At 59.7% G+C, this 19,979-nt stretch carries 21 protein-coding genes; 10 read left to right on the forward strand and 11 right to left on the reverse strand.

Features of this window, described 5'->3' with window-relative positions; genetic code table 11:
- Positions 1-42 precede the first annotated feature (42 nt).
- Complete coding sequence (locus tag ACIQWP_RS23320) at positions 43-675, reverse strand: MarC family protein (protein ID WP_402792953.1); 633 nt, start codon at positions 673-675, stop codon at positions 43-45.
- A 225-nt stretch (positions 676-900) separates the two neighbouring features.
- Between ACIQWP_RS23320 and gyrA the strand changes: the two genes are divergently transcribed.
- Positions 901-3,693, forward strand: a complete 2,793-nt coding sequence (gyrA, locus tag ACIQWP_RS23325; protein ID WP_402792752.1) for a DNA gyrase subunit A — start codon at positions 901-903, stop codon at positions 3,691-3,693.
- A gap of 155 nt (positions 3,694-3,848) precedes the next feature.
- Here the strand turns inward: gyrA and ACIQWP_RS23330 are convergent, their stop codons facing one another.
- The 4 genes from ACIQWP_RS23330 to ACIQWP_RS23345 all read right to left on the reverse strand — a co-directional run bounded on the left by ACIQWP_RS23330 (position 3,849) and on the right by ACIQWP_RS23345 (position 5,569).
- A complete protein-coding gene (locus ACIQWP_RS23330; RefSeq protein ID WP_402792754.1) occupies positions 3,849-4,739 on the reverse strand; it encodes an NAD-dependent epimerase/dehydratase family protein in 891 nt (296 codons plus the stop codon).
- Positions 4,740-4,920: 181 nt separating this feature from the next.
- Positions 4,921-5,055 carry a hypothetical protein gene (locus ACIQWP_RS23335; protein ID WP_281023965.1) on the reverse strand — a complete coding sequence of 45 codons (135 nt, stop codon included), beginning with the start codon at positions 5,053-5,055 and terminating at the stop codon, positions 4,921-4,923.
- Positions 5,056-5,094: 39 nt separating this feature from the next.
- On the reverse strand, positions 5,095-5,253 hold the full coding sequence (locus ACIQWP_RS23340) for a hypothetical protein (protein ID WP_015339886.1): 159 nt from the start codon (positions 5,251-5,253) through the stop codon (positions 5,095-5,097).
- 91 nt (positions 5,254-5,344) lie between these two features.
- Complete coding sequence (locus ACIQWP_RS23345; RefSeq protein ID WP_402792757.1) at positions 5,345-5,569, reverse strand: hypothetical protein; 225 nt, start codon at positions 5,567-5,569, stop codon at positions 5,345-5,347.
- Positions 5,570-5,770: 201 nt separating this feature from the next.
- Between ACIQWP_RS23345 and coaD the strand changes: the two genes are divergently transcribed.
- The 7 genes from coaD (at position 5,771) to ACIQWP_RS23380 (ending at position 11,671) form a co-directional block, all read left to right on the forward strand.
- Entirely contained in the window at positions 5,771-6,283 is a 513-nt protein-coding gene (gene coaD, locus ACIQWP_RS23350; protein WP_402792759.1) for a pantetheine-phosphate adenylyltransferase, read from the forward strand.
- 29 nt (positions 6,284-6,312) lie between these two features.
- Positions 6,313-6,885, forward strand: a complete 573-nt coding sequence (locus tag ACIQWP_RS23355) for a peptidylprolyl isomerase (protein WP_402792760.1) — start codon at positions 6,313-6,315, stop codon at positions 6,883-6,885.
- Between the two features lie 135 nt (positions 6,886-7,020).
- On the forward strand, positions 7,021-7,530 hold the full coding sequence (locus ACIQWP_RS23360) for a peptidylprolyl isomerase (protein ID WP_402792762.1): 510 nt from the start codon (positions 7,021-7,023) through the stop codon (positions 7,528-7,530).
- Between the two features lie 88 nt (positions 7,531-7,618).
- Positions 7,619-8,704 carry a tRNA preQ1(34) S-adenosylmethionine ribosyltransferase-isomerase QueA gene (gene queA / locus ACIQWP_RS23365; protein ID WP_402792764.1) on the forward strand — a complete coding sequence of 362 codons (1,086 nt, stop codon included), beginning with the start codon at positions 7,619-7,621 and terminating at the stop codon, positions 8,702-8,704.
- A 6-nt stretch (positions 8,705-8,710) separates the two neighbouring features.
- Positions 8,711-9,841: a tRNA guanosine(34) transglycosylase Tgt gene (gene tgt, locus ACIQWP_RS23370; RefSeq protein ID WP_402792766.1), complete on the forward strand. Its 1,131-nt coding sequence runs from the start codon at positions 8,711-8,713 to the stop codon at positions 9,839-9,841.
- Between the two features lie 258 nt (positions 9,842-10,099).
- On the forward strand, positions 10,100-10,483 hold the full coding sequence (locus tag ACIQWP_RS23375; protein ID WP_402792768.1) for a VOC family protein: 384 nt from the start codon (positions 10,100-10,102) through the stop codon (positions 10,481-10,483).
- Positions 10,484-10,780: 297 nt separating this feature from the next.
- The gene (locus ACIQWP_RS23380) at positions 10,781-11,671 is read left to right on the forward strand and encodes a cell wall hydrolase (protein WP_402792770.1); all 891 of its coding nucleotides are present in this window, start codon (positions 10,781-10,783) and stop codon (positions 11,669-11,671) included.
- Positions 11,672-11,744: 73 nt separating this feature from the next.
- On the opposite strand, the gene ACIQWP_RS23385 is transcribed toward ACIQWP_RS23380, so the two are convergent.
- From ACIQWP_RS23385 to ACIQWP_RS23395, 3 genes are read right to left on the reverse strand one after another with little or no spacing between them, the layout of a single operon-like run.
- The gene (locus ACIQWP_RS23385; RefSeq protein WP_402792772.1) at positions 11,745-12,167 is read right to left on the reverse strand and encodes a DUF4864 domain-containing protein; all 423 of its coding nucleotides are present in this window, start codon (positions 12,165-12,167) and stop codon (positions 11,745-11,747) included.
- 44 nt (positions 12,168-12,211) lie between these two features.
- The gene (fabF, locus tag ACIQWP_RS23390) at positions 12,212-13,477 is read right to left on the reverse strand and encodes a beta-ketoacyl-ACP synthase II (protein ID WP_402792774.1); all 1,266 of its coding nucleotides are present in this window, start codon (positions 13,475-13,477) and stop codon (positions 12,212-12,214) included.
- 17 nt (positions 13,478-13,494) lie between these two features.
- Positions 13,495-14,001 carry a winged helix-turn-helix transcriptional regulator gene (locus ACIQWP_RS23395; RefSeq protein ID WP_402792955.1) on the reverse strand — a complete coding sequence of 169 codons (507 nt, stop codon included), beginning with the start codon at positions 13,999-14,001 and terminating at the stop codon, positions 13,495-13,497.
- A 147-nt stretch (positions 14,002-14,148) separates the two neighbouring features.
- Between ACIQWP_RS23395 and ACIQWP_RS23400 the strand changes: the two genes are divergently transcribed.
- Positions 14,149-14,640: a GNAT family N-acetyltransferase gene (locus ACIQWP_RS23400; RefSeq protein WP_402792776.1), complete on the forward strand. Its 492-nt coding sequence runs from the start codon at positions 14,149-14,151 to the stop codon at positions 14,638-14,640.
- Between the two features lie 88 nt (positions 14,641-14,728).
- Here the strand turns inward: ACIQWP_RS23400 and ACIQWP_RS23405 are convergent, their stop codons facing one another.
- Positions 14,729-15,319: an NADPH-dependent FMN reductase gene (locus ACIQWP_RS23405; protein ID WP_402792778.1), complete on the reverse strand. Its 591-nt coding sequence runs from the start codon at positions 15,317-15,319 to the stop codon at positions 14,729-14,731.
- Positions 15,320-15,536: 217 nt separating this feature from the next.
- On the opposite strand from ACIQWP_RS23405, the gene ACIQWP_RS23410 reads away from it, so the two are divergent.
- Positions 15,537-15,908 (forward strand): nuclear transport factor 2 family protein, encoded by a 372-nt coding sequence (locus ACIQWP_RS23410; RefSeq protein WP_402792780.1) that lies wholly within the window; start codon positions 15,537-15,539, stop codon positions 15,906-15,908.
- A 103-nt stretch (positions 15,909-16,011) separates the two neighbouring features.
- Here the strand turns inward: ACIQWP_RS23410 and ACIQWP_RS23415 are convergent, their stop codons facing one another.
- Both ACIQWP_RS23415 and ACIQWP_RS23420 read right to left on the reverse strand, forming a co-directional pair.
- Positions 16,012-17,913, reverse strand: coding sequence for an ABC transporter ATP-binding protein (locus ACIQWP_RS23415; protein ID WP_402792782.1), 1,902 nt, complete (start codon positions 17,911-17,913; stop codon positions 16,012-16,014).
- Positions 17,914-17,915: 2 nt separating this feature from the next.
- Complete coding sequence (locus ACIQWP_RS23420) at positions 17,916-19,769, reverse strand: ABC transporter ATP-binding protein (protein WP_402792957.1); 1,854 nt, start codon at positions 19,767-19,769, stop codon at positions 17,916-17,918.
- Positions 19,770-19,979: the final 210 nt, after the last annotated feature.

Consider the following 19,979-nt stretch of genomic DNA (forward strand, 5'->3'; position numbering starts at 1 on the left):
CTTACTCGATTTTTGAAAAGCCCGCCGCATTGGCGGGCTTTTTCATGAAAGGGCGAGCGCTGCCCTTGCACCGTCGACGACGAACTGTGCGGCAAGCGCCGCCAGGATGACCCCGAGCAGGCGGGTCAGGATCGCACGGCCGGTCGCGCCGAGCATGCGGTCAAGCCTGTCGGAAATGGCAAGGGCTGCAAAGACGAGGGCGAGGTTGACGGCGATGACGCCGATCAACTGCGCGCGGTCGAGCGTCGTCTGCAGCGATCCGGCCAAAAGGATCGTCGCCGAGATCGCGCCAGGACCGGCGATCAGGGGCAGGGCAAGCGGGAAGACCGCGATATTGCGGATGTGATCCTGGGTGATGGCGACTTCCGTCGTCTTCTCTTTCCTGTCCTGCCGCCGCTCGAACACCATCTCGAAGGCGATCCAGAAAAGCAGCAGCCCGCCGGCGATGCGGAAAGCGCCGATCGAGATGCCGAGCACGCCCAGCACGCTTGCGCCGAACAAGGCGAAGGCTGCCAGGATGAAGAAGGCGATGATCGAGCCGCGCAGCGCCACCTGCTTGCGCTCGGAGCGGTTCATGCCCGCCGTGAGGCCGATGAAAAGCGGCGCGAGCCCCGGCGGATCGACAGTCACAAGCAGAGTCGTGAAGGCATTGATCAGCGTATCCGCGCTCGCCATATAGTCCCCGAAGCTTGTTCTGTCGTTGTTATCCATCATTGTTATGCGAGGAATGGGCTTTCGCAAAGGCCCGCGCGCCGCTATTGCCGGGTTACGCCATGGAAATGTTCGATTTCATGGCTTAAAGAGGCAAAAGTCTGTTCAAAAACATCGGCCAAAATTGGCGCTCGCTAGGCCTTTCCGCTATAAATTTCGCAGTGATTCTAAAAGAGATCGTGATCTGTTTTGACTGAGCAAACACCACCCGGCGGCGGGAAGCTCCCGCCAGGCATCGAGCCGATTTCCATCATGGAGGAGATGCAGCGGTCGTATCTCGATTACGCCATGAGCGTGATCGTCAGCCGCGCGCTTCCCGACGTTCGCGATGGTCTGAAGCCCGTCCATCGGCGCATCCTCTATGCGGCGCATCAGAGCGGCTATCACTGGAACCGCAAATATGTGAAGTCGGCCCGTCCGGTCGCCGATGTCATGGGTAGCTATCATCCGCATGGCGACGCCTCGATCTACGACGCCTTGGTCCGCATGGCGCAGGATTGGTCGATGCGCGTGCCGCTCATCGACGGGCAGGGCAATTTCGGTTCGATCGATGGCGACCCGCCGGCGGCGATGCGTTATACGGAATCGCGCCTGACGAAGGTCGCCCACGAGCTTCTCGAGGATATCGACAAGGAAACGGTCGATTTCCAGGAAAACTACGATGCGACGACCGAGGAGCCGAAGGTTCTGCCGGCGCGCTTCCCGAACCTCCTCGTCAACGGCTCCGGCGGTATCGCCGTCGGCATGGCGACGAACATTCCGCCGCATAATCTGTCAGAAGTGATCGACGGCTGTATCGCGCTGATCGACAATCCGGCGATCGAGCTGCCTGAAATGATGCAGATCATCCCCGGTCCGGATTTCCCGACCGGTGCGAAGATTCTCGGCCGTGCCGGCATCCGTTCCGCTTATGAGACCGGGCGCGGCTCCGTCGTCATGCGCGGTGTCGCGACCATCGAGCCTATGCGCGGCGATCGCGAGCAGATCATAATCACCGAGGTTCCCTATCAGGTGAACAAGGCGTCGATGATCGAGAAGATGGCCGAACTCGTGCGCGAGAAGCGCATCGAGGGCATCTCGGACCTTCGCGACGAATCCGACCGCCAGGGCTATCGCGTCGTCGTCGAGCTGAAGCGCGACGCCAATGCCGATGTCATCCTGAACCAGCTTTATCGCTACACGCCGCTGCAGACCTCCTTCGGCTGCAACATGGTGGCGCTGAACGGCGGCAAGCCGGAGCTGATGAACCTGATGGACATGCTGCGCGCTTTCGTGGCCTTCCGCGAGGAAGTCATCAGCCGCCGCACCAAATATCTGCTGCGCAAGGCGCGCGATCGCGCCCACGTCTTGGTCGGTCTCGCAATTGCGGTCGCCAATATCGACGAAGTCATCCGTGTCATCCGCCAGGCGCCCGATCCGCAATCGGCCCGTGAAGAGCTGATGACGCGCCGCTGGAATGCGGCAGACGTCGAATCGCTTATCCGGCTAATCGACGACCCTCGCCATCGCATCAACGATGACGGGACCTACAATCTTTCGGAAGAACAAGCTCGCGCCATCCTCGAACTGCGTCTGGCACGCCTGACTGCTCTCGGCCGCGATGAAATCGACGAAGAACTCAACCAGATCGGCGCAGAGATCAAGGACTACCTTGATATCCTGTCTTCGCGCGCCCGCATACAAGCCATTGTAAAGCAAGAGCTTTCTGCCGTTCGCGACGAGTTCGGAACGCCGCGCCGCACCGAGATCGTCGATGGCGGCCTCGAGATGGACGACGAGGATCTGATCGCCCGTGAGGACATGGTCGTCACCGTTTCGCATCTCGGCTACATCAAGCGCGTACCGCTGACGACCTATCGTGCGCAGCGCCGAGGCGGCAAGGGTCGTTCCGGCATGACGACTCGCGACGAGGATTTTGTTACCCGGCTATTTGTTCTCAATACGCATACGCCGGTCCTGTTCTTCTCCTCGCGTGGCATCGTCTATAAGGAAAAGGTCTGGCGACTGCCGATCGGTACGCCGACGTCGCGCGGCAAGGCACTGATCAACATGCTGCCGCTGGAGCCCGGCGAGCGCATCACCACGATCATGCCGCTGCCCGAGGATGAGGATAGCTGGAACAATCTCGATGTCATGTTCACGACGACGCGCGGAACCGTGCGCCGCAACAAGCTGTCTGATTTCGTGCAGGTCAACCGCAACGGCAAGATCGCCATGAAGCTCGAGGAGGAGGGCGATGAGATCCTCTCCGTCGAGACCTGTACCGAACATGACGACGTGTTGATGACGACGGCGCTTGGCCAGTGCATCCGCTTCTCGGTTTCGGATGTTCGTGTCTTTGCCGGCCGCAATTCCATCGGTGTGCGCGGTATCAGCCTGGCGACGGGCGACAGCATCATCTCGATGACGATCGTCCGCCACGTGGATGCCGAACCTTGGGAACGTGCCGCCTACCTCAAGCGCTCTGTCAGCGAGCGTCGCTCTGCGACGGGCGACGACGAGGAAATCGCGTTGGTTGGCGAGGAAGTTACCGAAGAGGGACAGCTCGGCGACGAGCGTTACGAGGAGCTCAAGGCGCTCGAGCAGTTCATCCTGACAGTTTCGGAGAAGGGCTTCGGCAAGCGTTCGTCCTCCTACGATTTCCGTATCTCCGGCCGCGGCGGCAAGGGCATCCGTGCCACCGATACGTCGAAGACGGGCGAGATCGGCGAACTCGTTGCTGCCTTCCCGGTCGAGGATGGCGATCAGATCATGCTCGTCTCGGATGGCGGCCAGTTGATCCGCGTCCCGGTCGGCGGCATCCGCGTCGCCAGCCGCGCCACCAAGGGCGTCACCATTTTCTCGACTGCGAAGGACGAGAAGGTCGTATCCGTCGAGCGTATCAGCGAGCCGGAAAGCGATGAGGATGATGCGGCAGCCGAGGATGACGCTGTTGCCGGTGAGGTAGAAGACGCCGGCGGCGAGGGTGGCGGCGAAGCGTAGGGTTCGCTGCACGCGGTCGGACAAGCCAGTGGCCAACCGGCCGGCCCACCTGGAAATGAAACAGTTTGAATCGCATGAGCTTGGCAACAGGCTCATGCGATTGCATTTTGGGAGGGCGTTGCGCGCCGGGTTGGCCGACTGACCTTCAAATCTTTCTATTCGGGCTGCTTGTTGTCCTGGGAAAAGGGCGGCAGAACCTCCAGGCTTCTCCGTTCCAGTTGCGCGAGAACCTCTTCATAGCCGAAGCGGAAATGCCAACCGAGGACGCAGCCTGCGGATTTCGATGCGTAGATGCGATCGATCCTTTGCGGCGGGGGCCAGTTTCGTTGGGCGAACTTCGCGGCAAGACCCGGCGCCCGCAATGAGATGACAGAAGCAGCGTCGACCGCCAAAGCCTCGCAATCTTCCGGTTTGAACACCGTTCCCGCGGAGATGATATGGCGTTGAAAGTGGTCGCCACCATTCGTCAGGGCCGCAGCATGGGCGTCCGCGACGTCCCGTATGTCGACGCCGCGATGTAATCGATAGGTGGCCATGAGATTGGCGGGCTCCGGAAAACTGCGAGACATGCGCAGAACGCGCACCTGCAGATCGGGCCCGGACATATCTTCAAGCATCCGCTCGGCTTCCAGTTTCGTGCGGTGATAGATGCTTTTGGGCTGCGGAACGGTGTCTTCGTCGATCCATGAGCAGCGGCCGGGAATGACTGCGTGGCCGTAAAGTGCCGTGGTGCTGGTGAATATCAGCCGGTTAACGCCGGCAGCGAGCGCCATCTCGGCCAAAAGGCGCGTTCCTTCCACATTGATGCGGCGGAATTCGTCGTCGCTGACCGTTCCAACATGAGGGGCGTGCAAGGCCGCACAATGGACGATCGCATCCGCGCCTTTGATCGCCGCGCGCAAAACCATCGTGTCAGTAAAGTCGCCGACAAGATGTGTGGTTGAAAACGGCGAGCGATCGATCCCTACGACCGAGTGATGGACTGCCAATATATTGAAGATGGCGCGGCCGAGCCGGCCCGAGCTGCCAGTCAGAACAATGCGCATGTCGATCTCCCAACAAAGCCGCATGGCAGTATAGCAACAGCTGGTTCTTGATGTCGCAAAATCAGGCTATCGGTGCAGCACTTTGAAATCACGGCAATAAAAAACCGGACGCTGGCGGGGCGAGCGTCCGGTTCAGGGTCCATCCGAGCATATGGCGGGGGAGATGCTCGGTACGCGAAGATCAGAGCGTCTTGTGACGTTTATGCAGTCTCTTGCTCTCTTCGCTTTCGCGATGGAGCGCCGAAATGGTGGATGCGACTGACACGATAAACATGATGCTGATGAAAAGCGTAAGCAGCGTCAAAATTGTGAACATGATCGCTCCCTCCTTTGGTGGGACTAGCGTTCAGATCCCTTAATACTGGCTCGAGGCAACGAAGGGACGAGCCGAAGCAAAGGGACCGTAGATCTTCGACTGGTCTGGTTTCTGATCGTAAAGCGCAACGGTTGCTGCAAGCATTCCCGAAATCATGGCCATCCAAACAACGTTAATAAGGGTGATCTTGTCGGGCATGTTCTTCTTCCTTCTTGCCGCAATGTGCAATCTGAGTTTCGGACTGTTAACGCAGCGTTTCCCAAATGGTTCCGCCGATATTGAGAGCTATCTAGCAATGCGCGCCTGAAGCGACCTTGAATGCCTTGTTCATCTGGCGTTCAGATTCGCGATGCGTTTTGCGCATGGCGGTGGCGATTTCTTGGGCAAAATCGACGTCATTGCCGTTTTCCGAGGCAGAGTCCCATTCTATCTCATAGTTGTCGGCGAAAAGATGAACGAGGTATTCGACGAAAAATGAGCCGACGATGGCGCCTGAAACGATGAAGACGAGCATGGCATGATTTCCCTGAAGCCGAGACCGGCGAGCCGTTGAACCGGGGCCGTTTCGATGTTGATGCAAATAAAGCATTGTCGAGCTGAAACAGGCTTGAACGGCGTGTTCATCTACGGTTCAGAGGCGGTCCCTGGGTTGCAAATCACTTGCGATGCGGCGACATCCATGACAAAAGGCGTCGAAACAACGAGCCGGCTTGCTATGACGACAGCCTTTTATCCCGGGTCCTTCGACCCCATGACCAACGGACATCTGGATGTTCTTGTGCAGGCGTTGAATGTCGCCGCCAAGGTGATCGTCGCGATCGGCATTCATCCTGGCAAGAAGCCGCTTTTCTCATTCGAGGAGCGGGCGGAACTGATCCGCCGATCGCTCGGCGAGGCTCTGCCGCAGAAGGCGGGTGCTATTTCCGTCGTCGCCTTCGACAATCTGGTGGTCGATGCTGCTCGCGCCCATGGTGCGACCTTGCTCGTTCGCGGCCTGCGTGACGGCACCGATCTCGATTACGAAATGCAGATGGCTGGCATGAACAGGCAGATGGCGCCGGATATCCAGACGCTGTTTCTGCCCGCCGGAACGGCCTCGCGGCCCATAACCGCCACATTGGTGCGGCAGATCGCATCCATGGGCGGCGATGTCAGCGCCTTCGTGCCGTCAGCGGTTCTTGAAGCCCTGACCGGCAAACTCAAAAATATGGCCAGCGGCAATAGCTGAGCCGAAATCCAATCCCGAACGGAGCATCCATGAAACTCTTTCATATTGCATTGGCAGGATTCCTGAGCCTTGCAGCCTTAGCAGGCAGCGCATTCACGGCCGCCGCCGCCGATCTTCTGACCATCCAGCTCAAGGATGGCCCCGTGGTCATCCAGTTGATGCCTGAGGTCGCTCCGAAGCACGTCGCGCAGATCGAGGCGCTGGCGAAGAAGGGTGCCTACGACAATGTCGTTTTCCATCGCGTCATCGATGGCTTCATGGCGCAGACCGGCGACGTCCAGTACGGCAATACGACGAAGGGCTATGATGCGAACAAGGCCGGCACCGGCGGTTCCGATCTGCCGAACCTTCCGGCCGAATTCTCCAAGGTTCCGTTCACGCGTGGCACCGTCGGCATGGCGCGTGCCCAGGACCCGAATTCCGCCAACTCGCAGTTCTTCATCATGTTCGCCAACGGCGATTTCCTGAACGGCCAGTACACGGTCGTCGGTAAGGTCATCTCAGGTATGGAGCTGGTCGACAAGATCAAGCGCGGTGAAGGCCAGAACGGCGAAGTCAGCAACCCTGACAAGATGATCAAGGTCACCGTCACCAAGAAGTGATTTCACCGGCATGACCCCAAAAGGCGCGGCGCGGCTTTTGGATAAGATCGTGCCGAGGCAAGTTGCATGACCGCGAAAGGCGTGAAGCCGATCTGGGGGCATGCGCAACCAAACAGAGAGAACAAGGAAACGAACATGGCTGAGATCAAGGACCCAGAAAACACGCTCATCCTGGAAACCACCAAGGGCCAGGTTGTCATTCAGCTCCTGCCGCAGGTCGCTCCGGAGCATGTCGCCCGCGTCAAGGAACTGGCGCGCGAGAAGGCCTATGACGGCGTCGTCTTCCATCGCGTCATCGACGGCTTCATGGCGCAGACCGGCGACGTGCAGTTCGGCAAGCAGGGCAGCGAGACCTTCAACCCGGGCCGCGCCGGCATGGGCGGCTCCTCCAAGCCGGATCTGAAGGCCGAATTCTCCGCAACCTCGCATATTCGCGGCACCTGCTCGATGGCCCGTTCGCAGAACCCGAACTCGGCCAACTCGCAGTTCTTCATCTGCTTTGCCGATGCACCCTGGCTGAACAAGCAGTACTCCGTTTGGGGTCAGGTGATCTCCGGCATGGACTTCGTCGACCAGATCAAGCGCGGCGAGCCGGTGAAGGACCCGGATTCGATCGTATCCGCACGGGTTGCCGCCGACGTCTGATCGTGATTATTCCTGAAACCCGCCTCTTGCGCCTTTGGCGTGAGGGGCGGGTTTCGCTTTGCCTGAATGAACTGCCTGGACGACCTGAATGCGTGTTGACCTTTTCGATTTCGATTTGCCGGACGAGCTGATAGCGCTGAGGCCCGCCGAACCGCGTGACAGCGCGCGCCTGCTCGTTGTCGACCCGAACGATGGTGCAAACACGCTGAGCGATCATCAGGTACGCAACCTGCCATCCTTCCTGCGTCCCGGCGACGCCATGGTCTTCAACGATACCAAGGTGATACCGGCGCAGCTTGAAGGCATCCGTCATCGCGAGGGTGCGCCCGGCCAGCAGGTCTCTGCGACCTTGCACATGCGCACGGCGCCCGACCGCTGGAAGGCGTTCGCCAAACCGGGAAAACGGATCAAGATCGGCGATCGTATCCAGTTCGGTCACGGCGAAAGTGTCTGCGCGCTCGGTTCGCTTGATGCGACCGTCGAGGAAAAGGGCGAGGGCGGCGAGATCACGCTGCGGTTCGATTGGTCCGGTCCTGCCCTGGACGAGGCGATTGCCAGCGTCGGGCATATCCCGCTGCCGCCTTATATCGCGGCGAAGCGCCCGGAAGACGAGCGCGATCGCGCCGACTACCAGACGATCTATGCGCGTGAAGAAGGTGCGGTGGCCGCACCGACCGCCGGCCTGCATTTCACGCCGTCGCTGTTTGCAACGCTCGATGCCATGGGTGTCGAGCGGCATTTCGTGACGCTGCATGTCGGCGCCGGCACCTTCCTGCCGGTCAAGGCCGACGATACCAACGACCACAAGATGCATTTCGAGATCGGCTATGTCGATGCCGCGACGGCCGCAAGGCTGAATGCCGTCAAGGCGAGGGGCGGGCGCATCGTCTGCGTTGGAACGACGTCGCTGAGATTGATCGAAAGCGCCGCCGCTGACGATGGCACGATCCGGCCATGGCAAGGCGCCACCGGCATTTTCATCACGCCCGGCTACCGCTTCAAGGCCGTCGACATGCTGATGACCAATTTCCACCTGCCGCGCTCGACCCTGTTCATGCTCGTATCGGCCTTTGCCGGCCTCGATACGATGCGCGTGGCCTATACCCATGCTATCGAGACGGGCTATCGCTTTTATTCCTATGGCGACGGCAGCCTGCTCCACCGGAAAGACTAGGACGACATGAGCGAGAGCTTTCAGTTTCAATTGAAGAAGACCGATGGCGGCGCGCGCCTCGGCGAAGTCTCCATGCCGCGCGGCACGATCCGCACGCCGGCATTCATGCCTGTCGGCACGGTCGGCACCGTCAAGGCCATGTATCTCGACCAGGTGCGCGAAACGGGCGCCGATATCATTTTGGGCAATACCTATCACCTGATGCTGCGCCCGACCGCCGAGCGTGTCGCCCGTCTGGGTGGCTTGCATGAGCTGATCCGTTGGAAACATCCGATCCTCACGGATTCCGGCGGCTTCCAGGTGATGTCGCTCTCAGGTCTGCGCAAGCTGGACGAGCAGGGCGTCACCTTCAAGTCGCATGTCGATGGCAGCCTGCATCACATGTCGCCGGAGCGGTCGATCGAGATCCAGGGCCTGCTCGGCTCCGATATCCAGATGCAGCTCGATGAGTGTGTGGCTTTGCCGGCGAAGCCGAAGGAAATCGAGCGCGCCATGGAAATGTCGTTGCGCTGGGCGGAGCGCTGCAAGGTGGCTTTCGGCAATCAGCCCGGCAAAGCGATGTTCGGCATCGTGCAGGGCGGCGACGTTCCGGAGCTTCGCGTTCGTTCGGCCCAGGCGCTGAGCGGCATGGACCTGAAGGGCTATGCGGTCGGCGGCCTTGCCGTCGGCGAGCCGCAGGAAGTCATGTTGCGCATGCTTGAGATCACCTTGCCGGAAATGCCGACAGCGAAGCCGCGCTATCTGATGGGTGTTGGCACGCCGGACGATATCCTGAAATCCGTTGCCCGCGGCATCGACATGTTCGACTGCGTGATGCCGACCCGCTCGGGCCGTCACGGCTTGGCCTTCACGCGGCGCGGCAAGGTGAATATCCGCAATGCCCGCCATGCCGAAGACATGCGCCCTTTGGATGAGCAATCGAGCTGCCCGGCTTCGCGGGATTATTCGCGCGCGTATCTGCATCATCTCGTCCGCGCCAACGAAGCGCTCGGCGGCATGCTGCTCTCCTGGCACAATCTCGCCTATTATCAGGAGCTGATGCAGGGTATCCGCCAGGCGATCGCTGAAGGCCGCTTTGCAGATTTCATGGCCGAAACGCAGGAAAACTGGGCGCGGGGCGATCTCGAGCCGGTGTGATCGCGGGCATCATCGAGCCGTTGGTTTGTGTCAGCCAGTTTTATGCTCGCTTGCACGCAAGGCAATTTCACGCTATCGCGAACCGTCGAAAAAGGCAGGGTCGGTTTCGGTAAGCCCGACCCCTTCCAATCGGAAGCTCTGCTCCACGCCTTTGGCGTGAGAACCCACGGCGCGGAACTTGGTCATACTGACCGAGTGTCCCGCGTTGACGTGGGCGTCTGGCCGACATGTCTCCGCGGGAAAACCCCTGGAGCTGTCATGAGATTGAACCACCTGGATTTGCATGTACCCGATGTCGCCGCGACCCGGGATTTTCTTGTCGCCGCGTTCGGTCTGACCGAGGTCGAAACGCGCGGCGCAAATGGCCTTGCGATTCTGCGCGATGATGCCGGGCTCGAACTGGTCATCAGCCGTCCCGTCGAGAAATTTGGCGGTTCCGATACGGTTGCGGTCGGCCGCAATACCTATCATATCGGCTTCATCCTGCCGTCCCGTGAGGCGGTGGATGCGCAATACGAGAAGGTTAGGGCGACGGGCTGCGAGGTCTGGAAGCCGCCTGCCGCCGTTCGCGGCGGATGGCTGTTTTATTGCTTCGCGCCGGGGCGAATCCTCATCGAAGTCGGGTGGCGTCAAAGCTGTTAAGGCGTTTGGTAAATCCTTTATTATCGATTGATCGTTATGTTTAACGCACATTGTTTTGAGCCGGTTGGGACAGGCTTGCCTTGGGCAATTTCTGTCTTCGGCCATGTCTCGAAATGGCATTGGCTGCAATAAAGCATTGGGAAAAATAGCGAATCGGAATAGACGGTCCATCCGCCTTTGAAAAATGTCATTGGCAGATTTGATTGCGTTGGTGCTTGGAATTTCGAAAAAATCCGGCTAAAACGCTTTTTCTTGATCGATAAGGGCTGCACTACCGAAAATAGGAGGCACTTGCCGTTGAGGGCGCAACGTAAATTCGGGGCATGTCTTTCAGGGCTATTGGTTGTCGGTCTGGCCGCGACCAGCTGCACGACGACGCAGAAGACAACATCTACCTCGAGCAATACCACCAAGCCCATTCGTGGTGCGAAGGTGACGTATAATTACACGACCAAGGACAAGGACTGTCTCGAACGCGCGATGTACTTCGAGTCGGAACGTTCCGATCCCAGCGGTTACATGGCCGTTGGCACGGTTGTGATGAACCGACTGACTTCCGGTGCCTATCCGCCGACGATCTGCGGCGTCGTTTCCCAGGAGAAGCAGTTTGCTCCGGGCGTTATGACCAGGGAAGTCAAGGATCAGGCAAAGCAGGATCTTGATGTCGCTGCCGCGGCGATCCTGCGTGGCGAGCGGCATCCCCAGGTGAAGGACGCGATGTTCTTTCATACCGAGGGCCTGAGATTCCCGTACGACAATATGCACTATGTCGCTTATGCCGGCGGCAACGCATTCTATGAGAAGCGTGGTCGGGATGGCGAATTGCAGACGCCTGCGCCGCTTCCGGCCTATGAGGTCGCGATGAATTACGTGTCCGCACAGGGTGCGTCGCAATCTCCGTTCGTGCTGCCAGAGACACAGCCGGTGCAACCGGTTTTGTCCGTAGCCGCCTTTACGCCGGTCTCGAACCCGATGGTAACGATGCCGCAGAGTGCCGTTCTCATCCCGGCTGCAGTTCCGATACCGACGCCGGCACCCACGGACATGGCGATTTCGGGACCGCTTTCAAACGGCGAGCCCATCTATACGAATACGCCGATGCCGGCATCGACGGTTGTTATTCCGCAGCCGCGCCCGGAATTCGACGGCAACACCTCGGCAGGAAATTCGCTTAGAATTCGCGGCTAACAAGACCAGTTCAAGCCATCGAACAGCGCGTCTCTCGAGGAGGCGCGCTGTTTTCATTTGGGCTGACCCTTGCTCAGATACCCTCGCTCGTCGCTTTCGAAAGAATCTGCACGCCGTTGATCTTGTAGCTGCCGTCGGGTTGCCGGGTTATCTGGTAGATCGCCGTCCAGTCCTTGTCATCGGTGCCTGTGATCAGCACCTCCTGATAGACGACCGCGCCATTGTCGATCGCGCGGCTCTTGCCGAAGGCATAGTTGCCGGGATGATAGACGGGCTGGTAGCTCTTCTTCACCATGGCGAAGAAGCTGTCCTTGTCCGGAAAGAGCGCCTTGATGCCGGGTGCAGCGAAGGAATATGCCGTCGCCGCATCATCGTGCAGAAAAGCTTCGATCTGTTGCTCGATGAGATTCTGTGCCGTCTGCACCGGATCTTCCGCTCGGACGGCCGATGCGAACGCGATGCAGCAGAGAAAGGCGGCTATGGAAAAAGCGCGCATGTCCATCCCCAGTGATATGGGGTGAGCTTAGCGCGCTTTGAGCATTACTGCCAGCGGCGGAAAAGGGCGCTGGCGTTGACGCCGCCAAAACCGAAGCCGTTGGAGATCGCATAGTCCATGGCCATCGGCCGAGCGCTCGTGCCGACGATATCGATACCCTCGGCGGCGGGGTCGGCATCCTGCAGATTGCGGGTCGGCGGGGCGATCTGGTCGCGCAGCGCCATGATGGTGAAGATCGCTTCCATGCCGCCGGCAGCACCCAGAAGATGGCCCGTCGCTGCCTTCGTGCCGCTGACCGCGATTGCGCCTTCGCGCCCGAAGACGGTCTTGATGGCTTCCATCTCGCCACGGTCGCCAACCTGGGTCGATGTCGCGTGCGCATTCAGGTGCTTGACCTCGGCCGGTGAAATTCGCGCCTGGGAAAGGGCGGCAAGCATCGCCCGGCGGGCGCCATCGCCATCCTCAGGCCCCGCCGTCATGTGATAGGCATCGGCGGCTGTGCCATAGCCGACAAGTTCGGCAAGCGGCGTCGCGCCGCGCGCGAGAGCATGCTCCAAGGTCTCGATGACAAGCATGCCTGCGCCTTCGCCCATGACGAAACCGTCGCGGCCATTGTCGAAGGGGCGGGAGGCTTCTTCCGGCCGGTTGCTGAAGCCGGTCGAGAGCGCGCGCGCTGCGGCAAAGCCGCCGAGGCTCACCTTGTCGATGCAGGCTTCCGCGCCGCCGCAGATGGCGACATCGGCCTCGCCGGCGCGGATCAACCGTGCGGCGTCGCCGATCGCCTGGACGCTGGCGGCACAAGCCGTAACAGGCGCGCCGAGCGGTCCCTTGTATCCGTAGCGGATGCTCACCTGGCCGGCGGCGAGATTGACGAGGAAGGAGGGGACGGTAAAGGGCGACAGCCTTCTGACGCCGCGCGCTTCGGTGGTGCGCACCGCATCGGCGATGGCCGGAAACCCGCCAACGCCTGACGCAATGATGGTGGCGGTACGCTCCAGGTCGCCAGGTTCGGTCGGCTGCCAGCCAGCCTGAAGGATTGCTTCCTCGGTAGCCGCCATGGCGAAGAGGATGAAGCGATCCATCTTCTTCTGGTCTTTGACCGGCACGTAGCGGTCGACATCGAAGCCGGCTTCCGCATCCCCAGCGATATCGGGGACAACCCCGCCGACCTTGGCCGAGAGATCGCCCACCATATCCTCGGACAGCAGCCGAAGGCCGGAGCGCCCCTCGATCAGCCGTTTCCAGCTTGTATTGACACCCACGCCCAGAGGCGAAACCAGCCCCATGCCGGTGACGACGATACGATCCATGTCTTGCTCCTGTTCGGTTAGGCGTCGAAGCCCAGAAACCATGCTTTCATCTGATCGATGCGCTCATGAACCGTGTCGTCGGCCGCCGGGCCCGGCACGAGGATCGTGTCTTCGGGCTGAAAGGCGCGGCCGGTGACGCGGTCGATGAGAAGCGGGTCGCGGTCCTCGCCGGTATTGGCGTCGGCGAGCCGCATGGCGACCTCTTCGGCAGGCAGATGCCTGTTGCCCCAGGTAAACAGTGCCATCAGCACGGGGAAGAAATCCCGACCCTTGTCGGTCAGCACATATTCGTAGCGTGGCGGCCGCTCATTGTAGAGACGCCGCTCGAACAGGCCTTCATCGGTCAGGTGCTTGAGCCGGCGCGTCAGGATATTAGGCGCAACGCCGAGATTTTTCTGAAACTCATCGAACCGGCTCAATCCCTGGAGCGCATCGCGCAGGATCAGAATACTCCACCAGTCACCGACGCTTTCGAGCGCACGGGCGGCGGGGCATTTGAAGGCGCTGAAACTTGTTCGTTGCATGGCGATGCGAATAGCATGAGTAACTAGCATTATGCAAGTTACTAGTGAGTACTCGGAAATCTGCTCGCAGGAGAACCCCACGTTATGGTCATTCCAGGCATACGTTCGACGACTGACATTCAGTCTCGCTCTCGATAGATTGACGACATGATGGAAAACCGAAGTCTGGACACTGAGCGGTTACACCTGCGCGCGCTTCTTTCTACCGACAGGGCCTTTGTCGGGGAGTTGATCGCCCGCGAGGAGGTGCGCCGCTTTCTCGGCGGCCCCGTTTCGATTGCTCAACGCGAAGCGGCGATTTCTGGCTATTTCACGTTTGAGGAAGGGGAAGTGGTGTGGTTGGTGGAAACCAAGGATTCGCGGCAACCTCTTGGCTTGATTTCCATTTCACGTCACAGAGACGGTCATGATCGCGAGTTGTCGTATCAATTTCATCCCGACGCGTGGGGCCTCGGTTATGCAACGGAAGCGGCCAGGCGCGTCCTAGATTACGCTTTGAGAGATCTGCAGCTCAAGCGGTTGATAGCGGAAACACAGTCAACCAACTTTGCATCCCGCCGTCTGCTTGAACGAGTGGGAATGAGGGAAGCGAGACGACTGTATCGATTCGGTGCCGAGCAGATCATCTATGTAAATTAGTCGTTCATCGCAAAAGCGCCTATGCAACAAAGCATCGGCGACGAAGGCGAGATATGCGGCGGGCTACTAGAGACAGGACGCCGAGCTCTCAGTAGGGAGGCGCCTTGCGAGCGCGCTGCTGTTTTGCTGCCTCGGTCCACCAGGCGAGATCCTCGGCAAAACGGGGAAAAGCTCTCGCAAGCGCATCGCCTCCGCTGCCCGTAGGTTTGCTGTCAATGTCCAATGCAGCTGAGATATTGGCGACGGCAAGCGTGCTGGAGATGACGACCATTCCCATCTCGGAAAGGGTGCCATGCCAGGCGGGCGCCGCGTGTGCGCCGGAAAGACGACCGCCGGAATAGCTCGCAATTGCCGCCGGCCGCCAAAACCATTCCTCAAGATAATGATCGGTCAGGTTTTTCAGGCCAGGTTGGATGCCCCAGTTGTATTCGCCTGTGACGAAAACAAAGGCATCGGCTCCCCGAATTTTTGCGGCAAGCTTCTCCATTGCCGGTGGAGCAGAACCTTTGGGGTATTCCTTATACATCCGATCGAGCATCGGCAGCCCAACGTCCTTCGCGTCGATCAGCTCTACATCGTTTTCGCCCTGACGGAGGCTGGTAACGATATAGTTCGCGAGACGTATGCCGACGCGATCCGACCGGTAGGAGCCGTAGAGAACAAGAATATTGTCGGCCATTGTTGATGATCTTCTCCGCTGCAGACTTCGAAATGAAGCAGACTCAAGTGGTGCGCACCTTCATGGCGGAAAGGCAACGCGCAACGTCCGATGAAAAGTGATATAGGATCAACTATGGGACTTTGATAGCCGCCCCAATAAAGCGGCATGATCCTTCAATTCGAATTGGCGTCCCGAAGCCTATCGATCTGCTGAGCAGCAATCTGGGGCAGCAAAGATGGATGACAATGAAATTCGAAAAGCGCTCGATCGGCACTGGACCGCTTCGGACGCAAATGACTTCGATGTCGAGCACGACATATACGAGGAAGATGCAGTGCTCGAGTACCCGCAATCGGGTGAACGCATCAGGGGGCGGAACAACATTCAAGCCTCCCGCGTCGCGCAACCCAACTCCAAGCGCTTCACTGTGCGGCGTATCGTTGGAGCAGGGGACCTCTGGATCACGGAGTTTATCCTTACCTATGACGATAGACCGTCCTATTCCGTGAGCATTATGGAATTCCGGGATGGTAAGGTGGTCCGCGAGACCCAGTACTTCGGCGACCCGTTTGCGCCGGGACCGTCGCGAGCGCAATGGGTAGAGTGAAGGAGATGAAATCGCCGGCGCAAAGCGCCACTGCACGCGCAGCGCGATGCTCCAATTGAAGGGCGAGCGCTGCTGTCGGTGAAATTGTTGTTGTCCGTGTGGCTTAGGTCTGCGACTCCATCGGCACGGAAGCTGACACCTCGTCCTCCGGAATATCGTCAAAGGATGCGTAGTTGAGGTTGTAGAGCTTCGAATAGAGCTTGCCGTTCGCCATCAGCTGATTGTGGTTGCCGCTTTCGAGAAGATGGCCGTTCTGTAGCACGAGGATGCGGTCGGCTTCTCGAATGGTCGCCAGACGATGGGCGATGACAAGGCCCGTACGACCTTCGAGCAGCTTCACCAATGCCTTCTGGATCAGCATCTCGGTGTAGCTGTCGATATTCGCCGTGGCTTCGTCGAGCACAAGGATTTTTGCATCGGCGACAAGAGCGCGGGCGAAGCTGACGAGCTGACGTTGACCGAGCGAGAGACCGCCGCCGCGCTGGCCGAGAACGCTGTCGTAGCCATCGGGCAGCTGCATGATGAATTCATGCGCGCCGACGGCCTTGGCGGCTTCGATGACCTCCTCGCGCGTTGCTTCCGTCTTGTTGTAGCGGATGTTATGGAGCACAGTGCCGGTGAAGAGGAACGGTTCCTGCAGTACCATCGCGATCTGACGTCCGAGCGAATCCTGGGTGAGGGACCGCACGTCATGACCGCCGACCAGCACCTGGCCCTGCTGGACATCGTAGAAGCGGTGGATGAGCGCCATCGAGCTCGACTTGCCTGAACCTGTCGGGCCGATCAGCGCCACCGTTTCTCCCGGATTGACCCTGAAGCTGACATTCTTCAGCACGGGATGCTTGTGGTCATAGCCGAAGACGACATCTCGAAATTCGACCGAGCCGTCCATGTCGGGTGACAGCTCCACTGCGTCGGGTGCGTCCTTGATATCGACCGGGACGTCGAGCACTTCGGTCAGGCGCTGGCCGGAAGCCATGGCGCGCTGCATGACCGAATATTGCATGGTCAGCGAACGGATCGGGTCGAAAAAGCGCTGAATGTAGAATAGGAAGGCGACCATGATGCCGACATCGAGCTTGTGGTTCAACACCATCGAACCGCCGACGATGATGACGATCGCCATCGCCATGCCGGTCAGGGTATCGACGATCGGTACCATCACCTGGGCATAGCGTGCCGCCGTCAGATGCGATTGCAGATTGGTGTGGGCCTTGTCGTCGAAGAGACCAAAATTCACGGCTTGCCGATGCATGCCCTGGACCGCGCGAACGCCGTGGATCGCTTCCGCCAGCGCGCCATTGGTAACGGAGTTGGTTTCATGCGCATTCATGAAGGCGACGCGCGCCTTCGGCAGCCAGAACAGCCGCACGATGAACAGGATCGGCATGACGGACAGCGTCAGCAGGCCAAGCCGGAAATCGAGCGACAGCATGACGACCACGATGCCGAAGAGCAGGGCGATGTCGCCGACGGAAAGCACGGAAGTTTCAAGGAATTCCTGCATGGAATTGACGTCGCCTTGCAGGCGCGACATGAGCCGGCCGACCTCGGTCTTATCCATGAAGGACAGCGAGACGCGCTGCAGATGCGCAAACATCGCCCGGCGGATGTCGAACAGGACCTCTTCCGCGACCTGGCCGACATAGGTTTCCTGCACGTAGCTCGCCCCGTAATTGACGAGGATTGCCGCCGTGAAAATCCCCAGGGACAGCCAGAGCGCCGAATAGTCTATGGCGCCGGGCGCCATCGCATTGTCGATCGCATGGCGGATGACAAGCGGTATGACGATCTGGGAGCCGGTGAAGAGCAGAACCGCCGCGACGGATATATAGATCTGCCGGCGATAGGGGCTGACGAAGGCCCAGATCCGGCTGATAATCTTGGTGTCGAAGACCTTGCCGAAGATTTCCTCTTCGACGCGATGCGAGCCGACCACGGCACGGGGAGGGCGACGCCCATCTTCGCGAACGTCGTTGCGCTCCGTTTCGATAGTTTCCGACATTGTCAGACCTCCCTCTTCGCTCTTTCGAGCTTGCTGCCGGACACCTTGACCACATCGTCCTCAGGGCGAACCTGCAAGTCGTAAAGCGCCTTGTACCGCCCTCCCGCGGCCAGAAGCTGCTCATGGGTGCCGCGCTCCACGATCTCTCCATCCTCGATGAAGAGGATCTGGTCGGCATGCATCAGCGAACTCAGCCGGTGAGCGACGATCAGCGTCACCCGGTCGCGCGCAAAGCGCTTCATGGCGCTGCGGATGCGCTGCTCGGTGGCGGCGTCGATGGCGGCGGTGGAATCGTCGAACACCATGACAGCCGGCTTCAGCATTAGCGTGCGGGCGATCGTCAGGCGCTGGCGCTGGCCGCCGGACAGCGACACGCCGCGCTCGCCGACGACGGTGGTATAGCCGGCCGGCAAGCCCAGAATGTAATTGTGCAGTTGTGCCGATTCGGCGGCGCGCTCGATGCGGGTTTCTTTCGCCCAGGGGTCGCCATAGGCGATATTGTTCTCGATGCTCGTCGTGAACAGGAAGGAATCCTGCTGCACGACGGCAACGTTCTGCCGCAGCGATTGCAGCGTCGCCTTGCGGATATCCTGGCCGTCAAGGGTAATCCGCCCGCCCGTGACATCGTAGAAGCGCGGAATGAGATGGGCGATGGTGGATTTGCCGCTGCCGGGCGGTCCGACGATGCCGATCGTTTCACCGCGCTTTGCCTCGAAACAGATATTCCTCAGCACCGGCCGCCTTTCCGAGCCGGGATAGCTGAAGTCGACATTTTCGAAACGCAGCGTACCGTCGGTCACGACAAGCGGCTTGGCGTCCGGGGCATCCTTGATGGGGATGTCGAGATCCAGCAACTCAAAAAGGCGCGATCCGCAGGTGGAGGCGCGGGCGAAGGCGTTCACCATCAAGCCGAGCTGACGCACGGGCATCTGCAGGATGGTCATGAAAGTCAGGAACGAGGCCAGCGTGCCGACGCTGATCTCGCCATTGATGACCTTGAGGCCACCCAGCCAGAGTACGAGGCCCATCGACACGAAGAAGGAGAGGTTCATGGCGCTGGTATTGACCACACGGATGCCGACGCGCCTGTGGGCAAGTGACAGCGCGCTGTGCGAGGCGCGATCGAACTTCAGGAGTTCGTGCGCCTGCGCGGCGAAGGCCCGCACGACGCGGATGCCGCCAAGATTTTCCTCCATCACGCGCGTCAGCACCGAGAGACGTTCCTGCAGGTCGAGCCATGTCGAACGCAACCGCAACTGCGTGACGGAGGAGCGCCATGCGACGAAAGGCACGAAGCTCAGAGCCAGCAGGCCGAGCGCGACATCGGTCGACAGCAGCATGTAGGCGCCGACGCCGATCAGCATGGTGAGCAGCACCATGCGCACCAGTGCCGTGGAGAAATACATGCGCACGCCTTCGAGATCGAGCAGCCCGACCGTGATGAGATCGCCGGAATGGGCCTTGTCGTGGAAGCTGAAGGAGAGCTGCTGGATCTTCTCGTAGCAGGCGAGCCGGAGCTCATAGCCCATATGGTGGCCGACTGCTTCGCTGTAATAGTTCTGCACCATCGTGAACAGGCCGCGCAGAATACTGATGACGAGCAGCAGCAGGGCTGTCGTCATCAAGGCATTTTCCGCGATCTGCCCGGCGGCACCGCCGGCAACCGCCGTCTGCGTCTGGTCGACGGCACGACCCAGCAGGCGCGGGATCATAAGCTGCAACGTTGCAGCTACAAAAGTTGCCCCAATGGCGAAGCTTGTCTGCCAGGGGTGGCGCAGCGTCATATGGGTGATACGAACGATCGTCGACAGGCCTTGGCCCCAACCAACCGCATTGACATGCGCCAGCGAAGCCATTGGCTCCGCCGCGCTTCTTGATGAATCGCTGCTCACGCTTTTATCCAGGCATAATTAAACGAGGCGGGCCCGCAGAGGGGTTCGTATCTCAGGAAAATATATTGATAGGATGAATTTTGCCGATTCCGTGGCGACGTTCAAGAGTCAATTGGTCACAAGTCCCACGCGAACGTTAGATTGCGTGTTCAAAAAATAATCAACGGCATGTCG

This window comes from Rhizobium sp. NPDC090279 (genome assembly GCF_044769665.1).
In the GTDB taxonomy this organism is placed as follows: Bacteria; Pseudomonadota; Alphaproteobacteria; order Rhizobiales; family Rhizobiaceae; genus Rhizobium.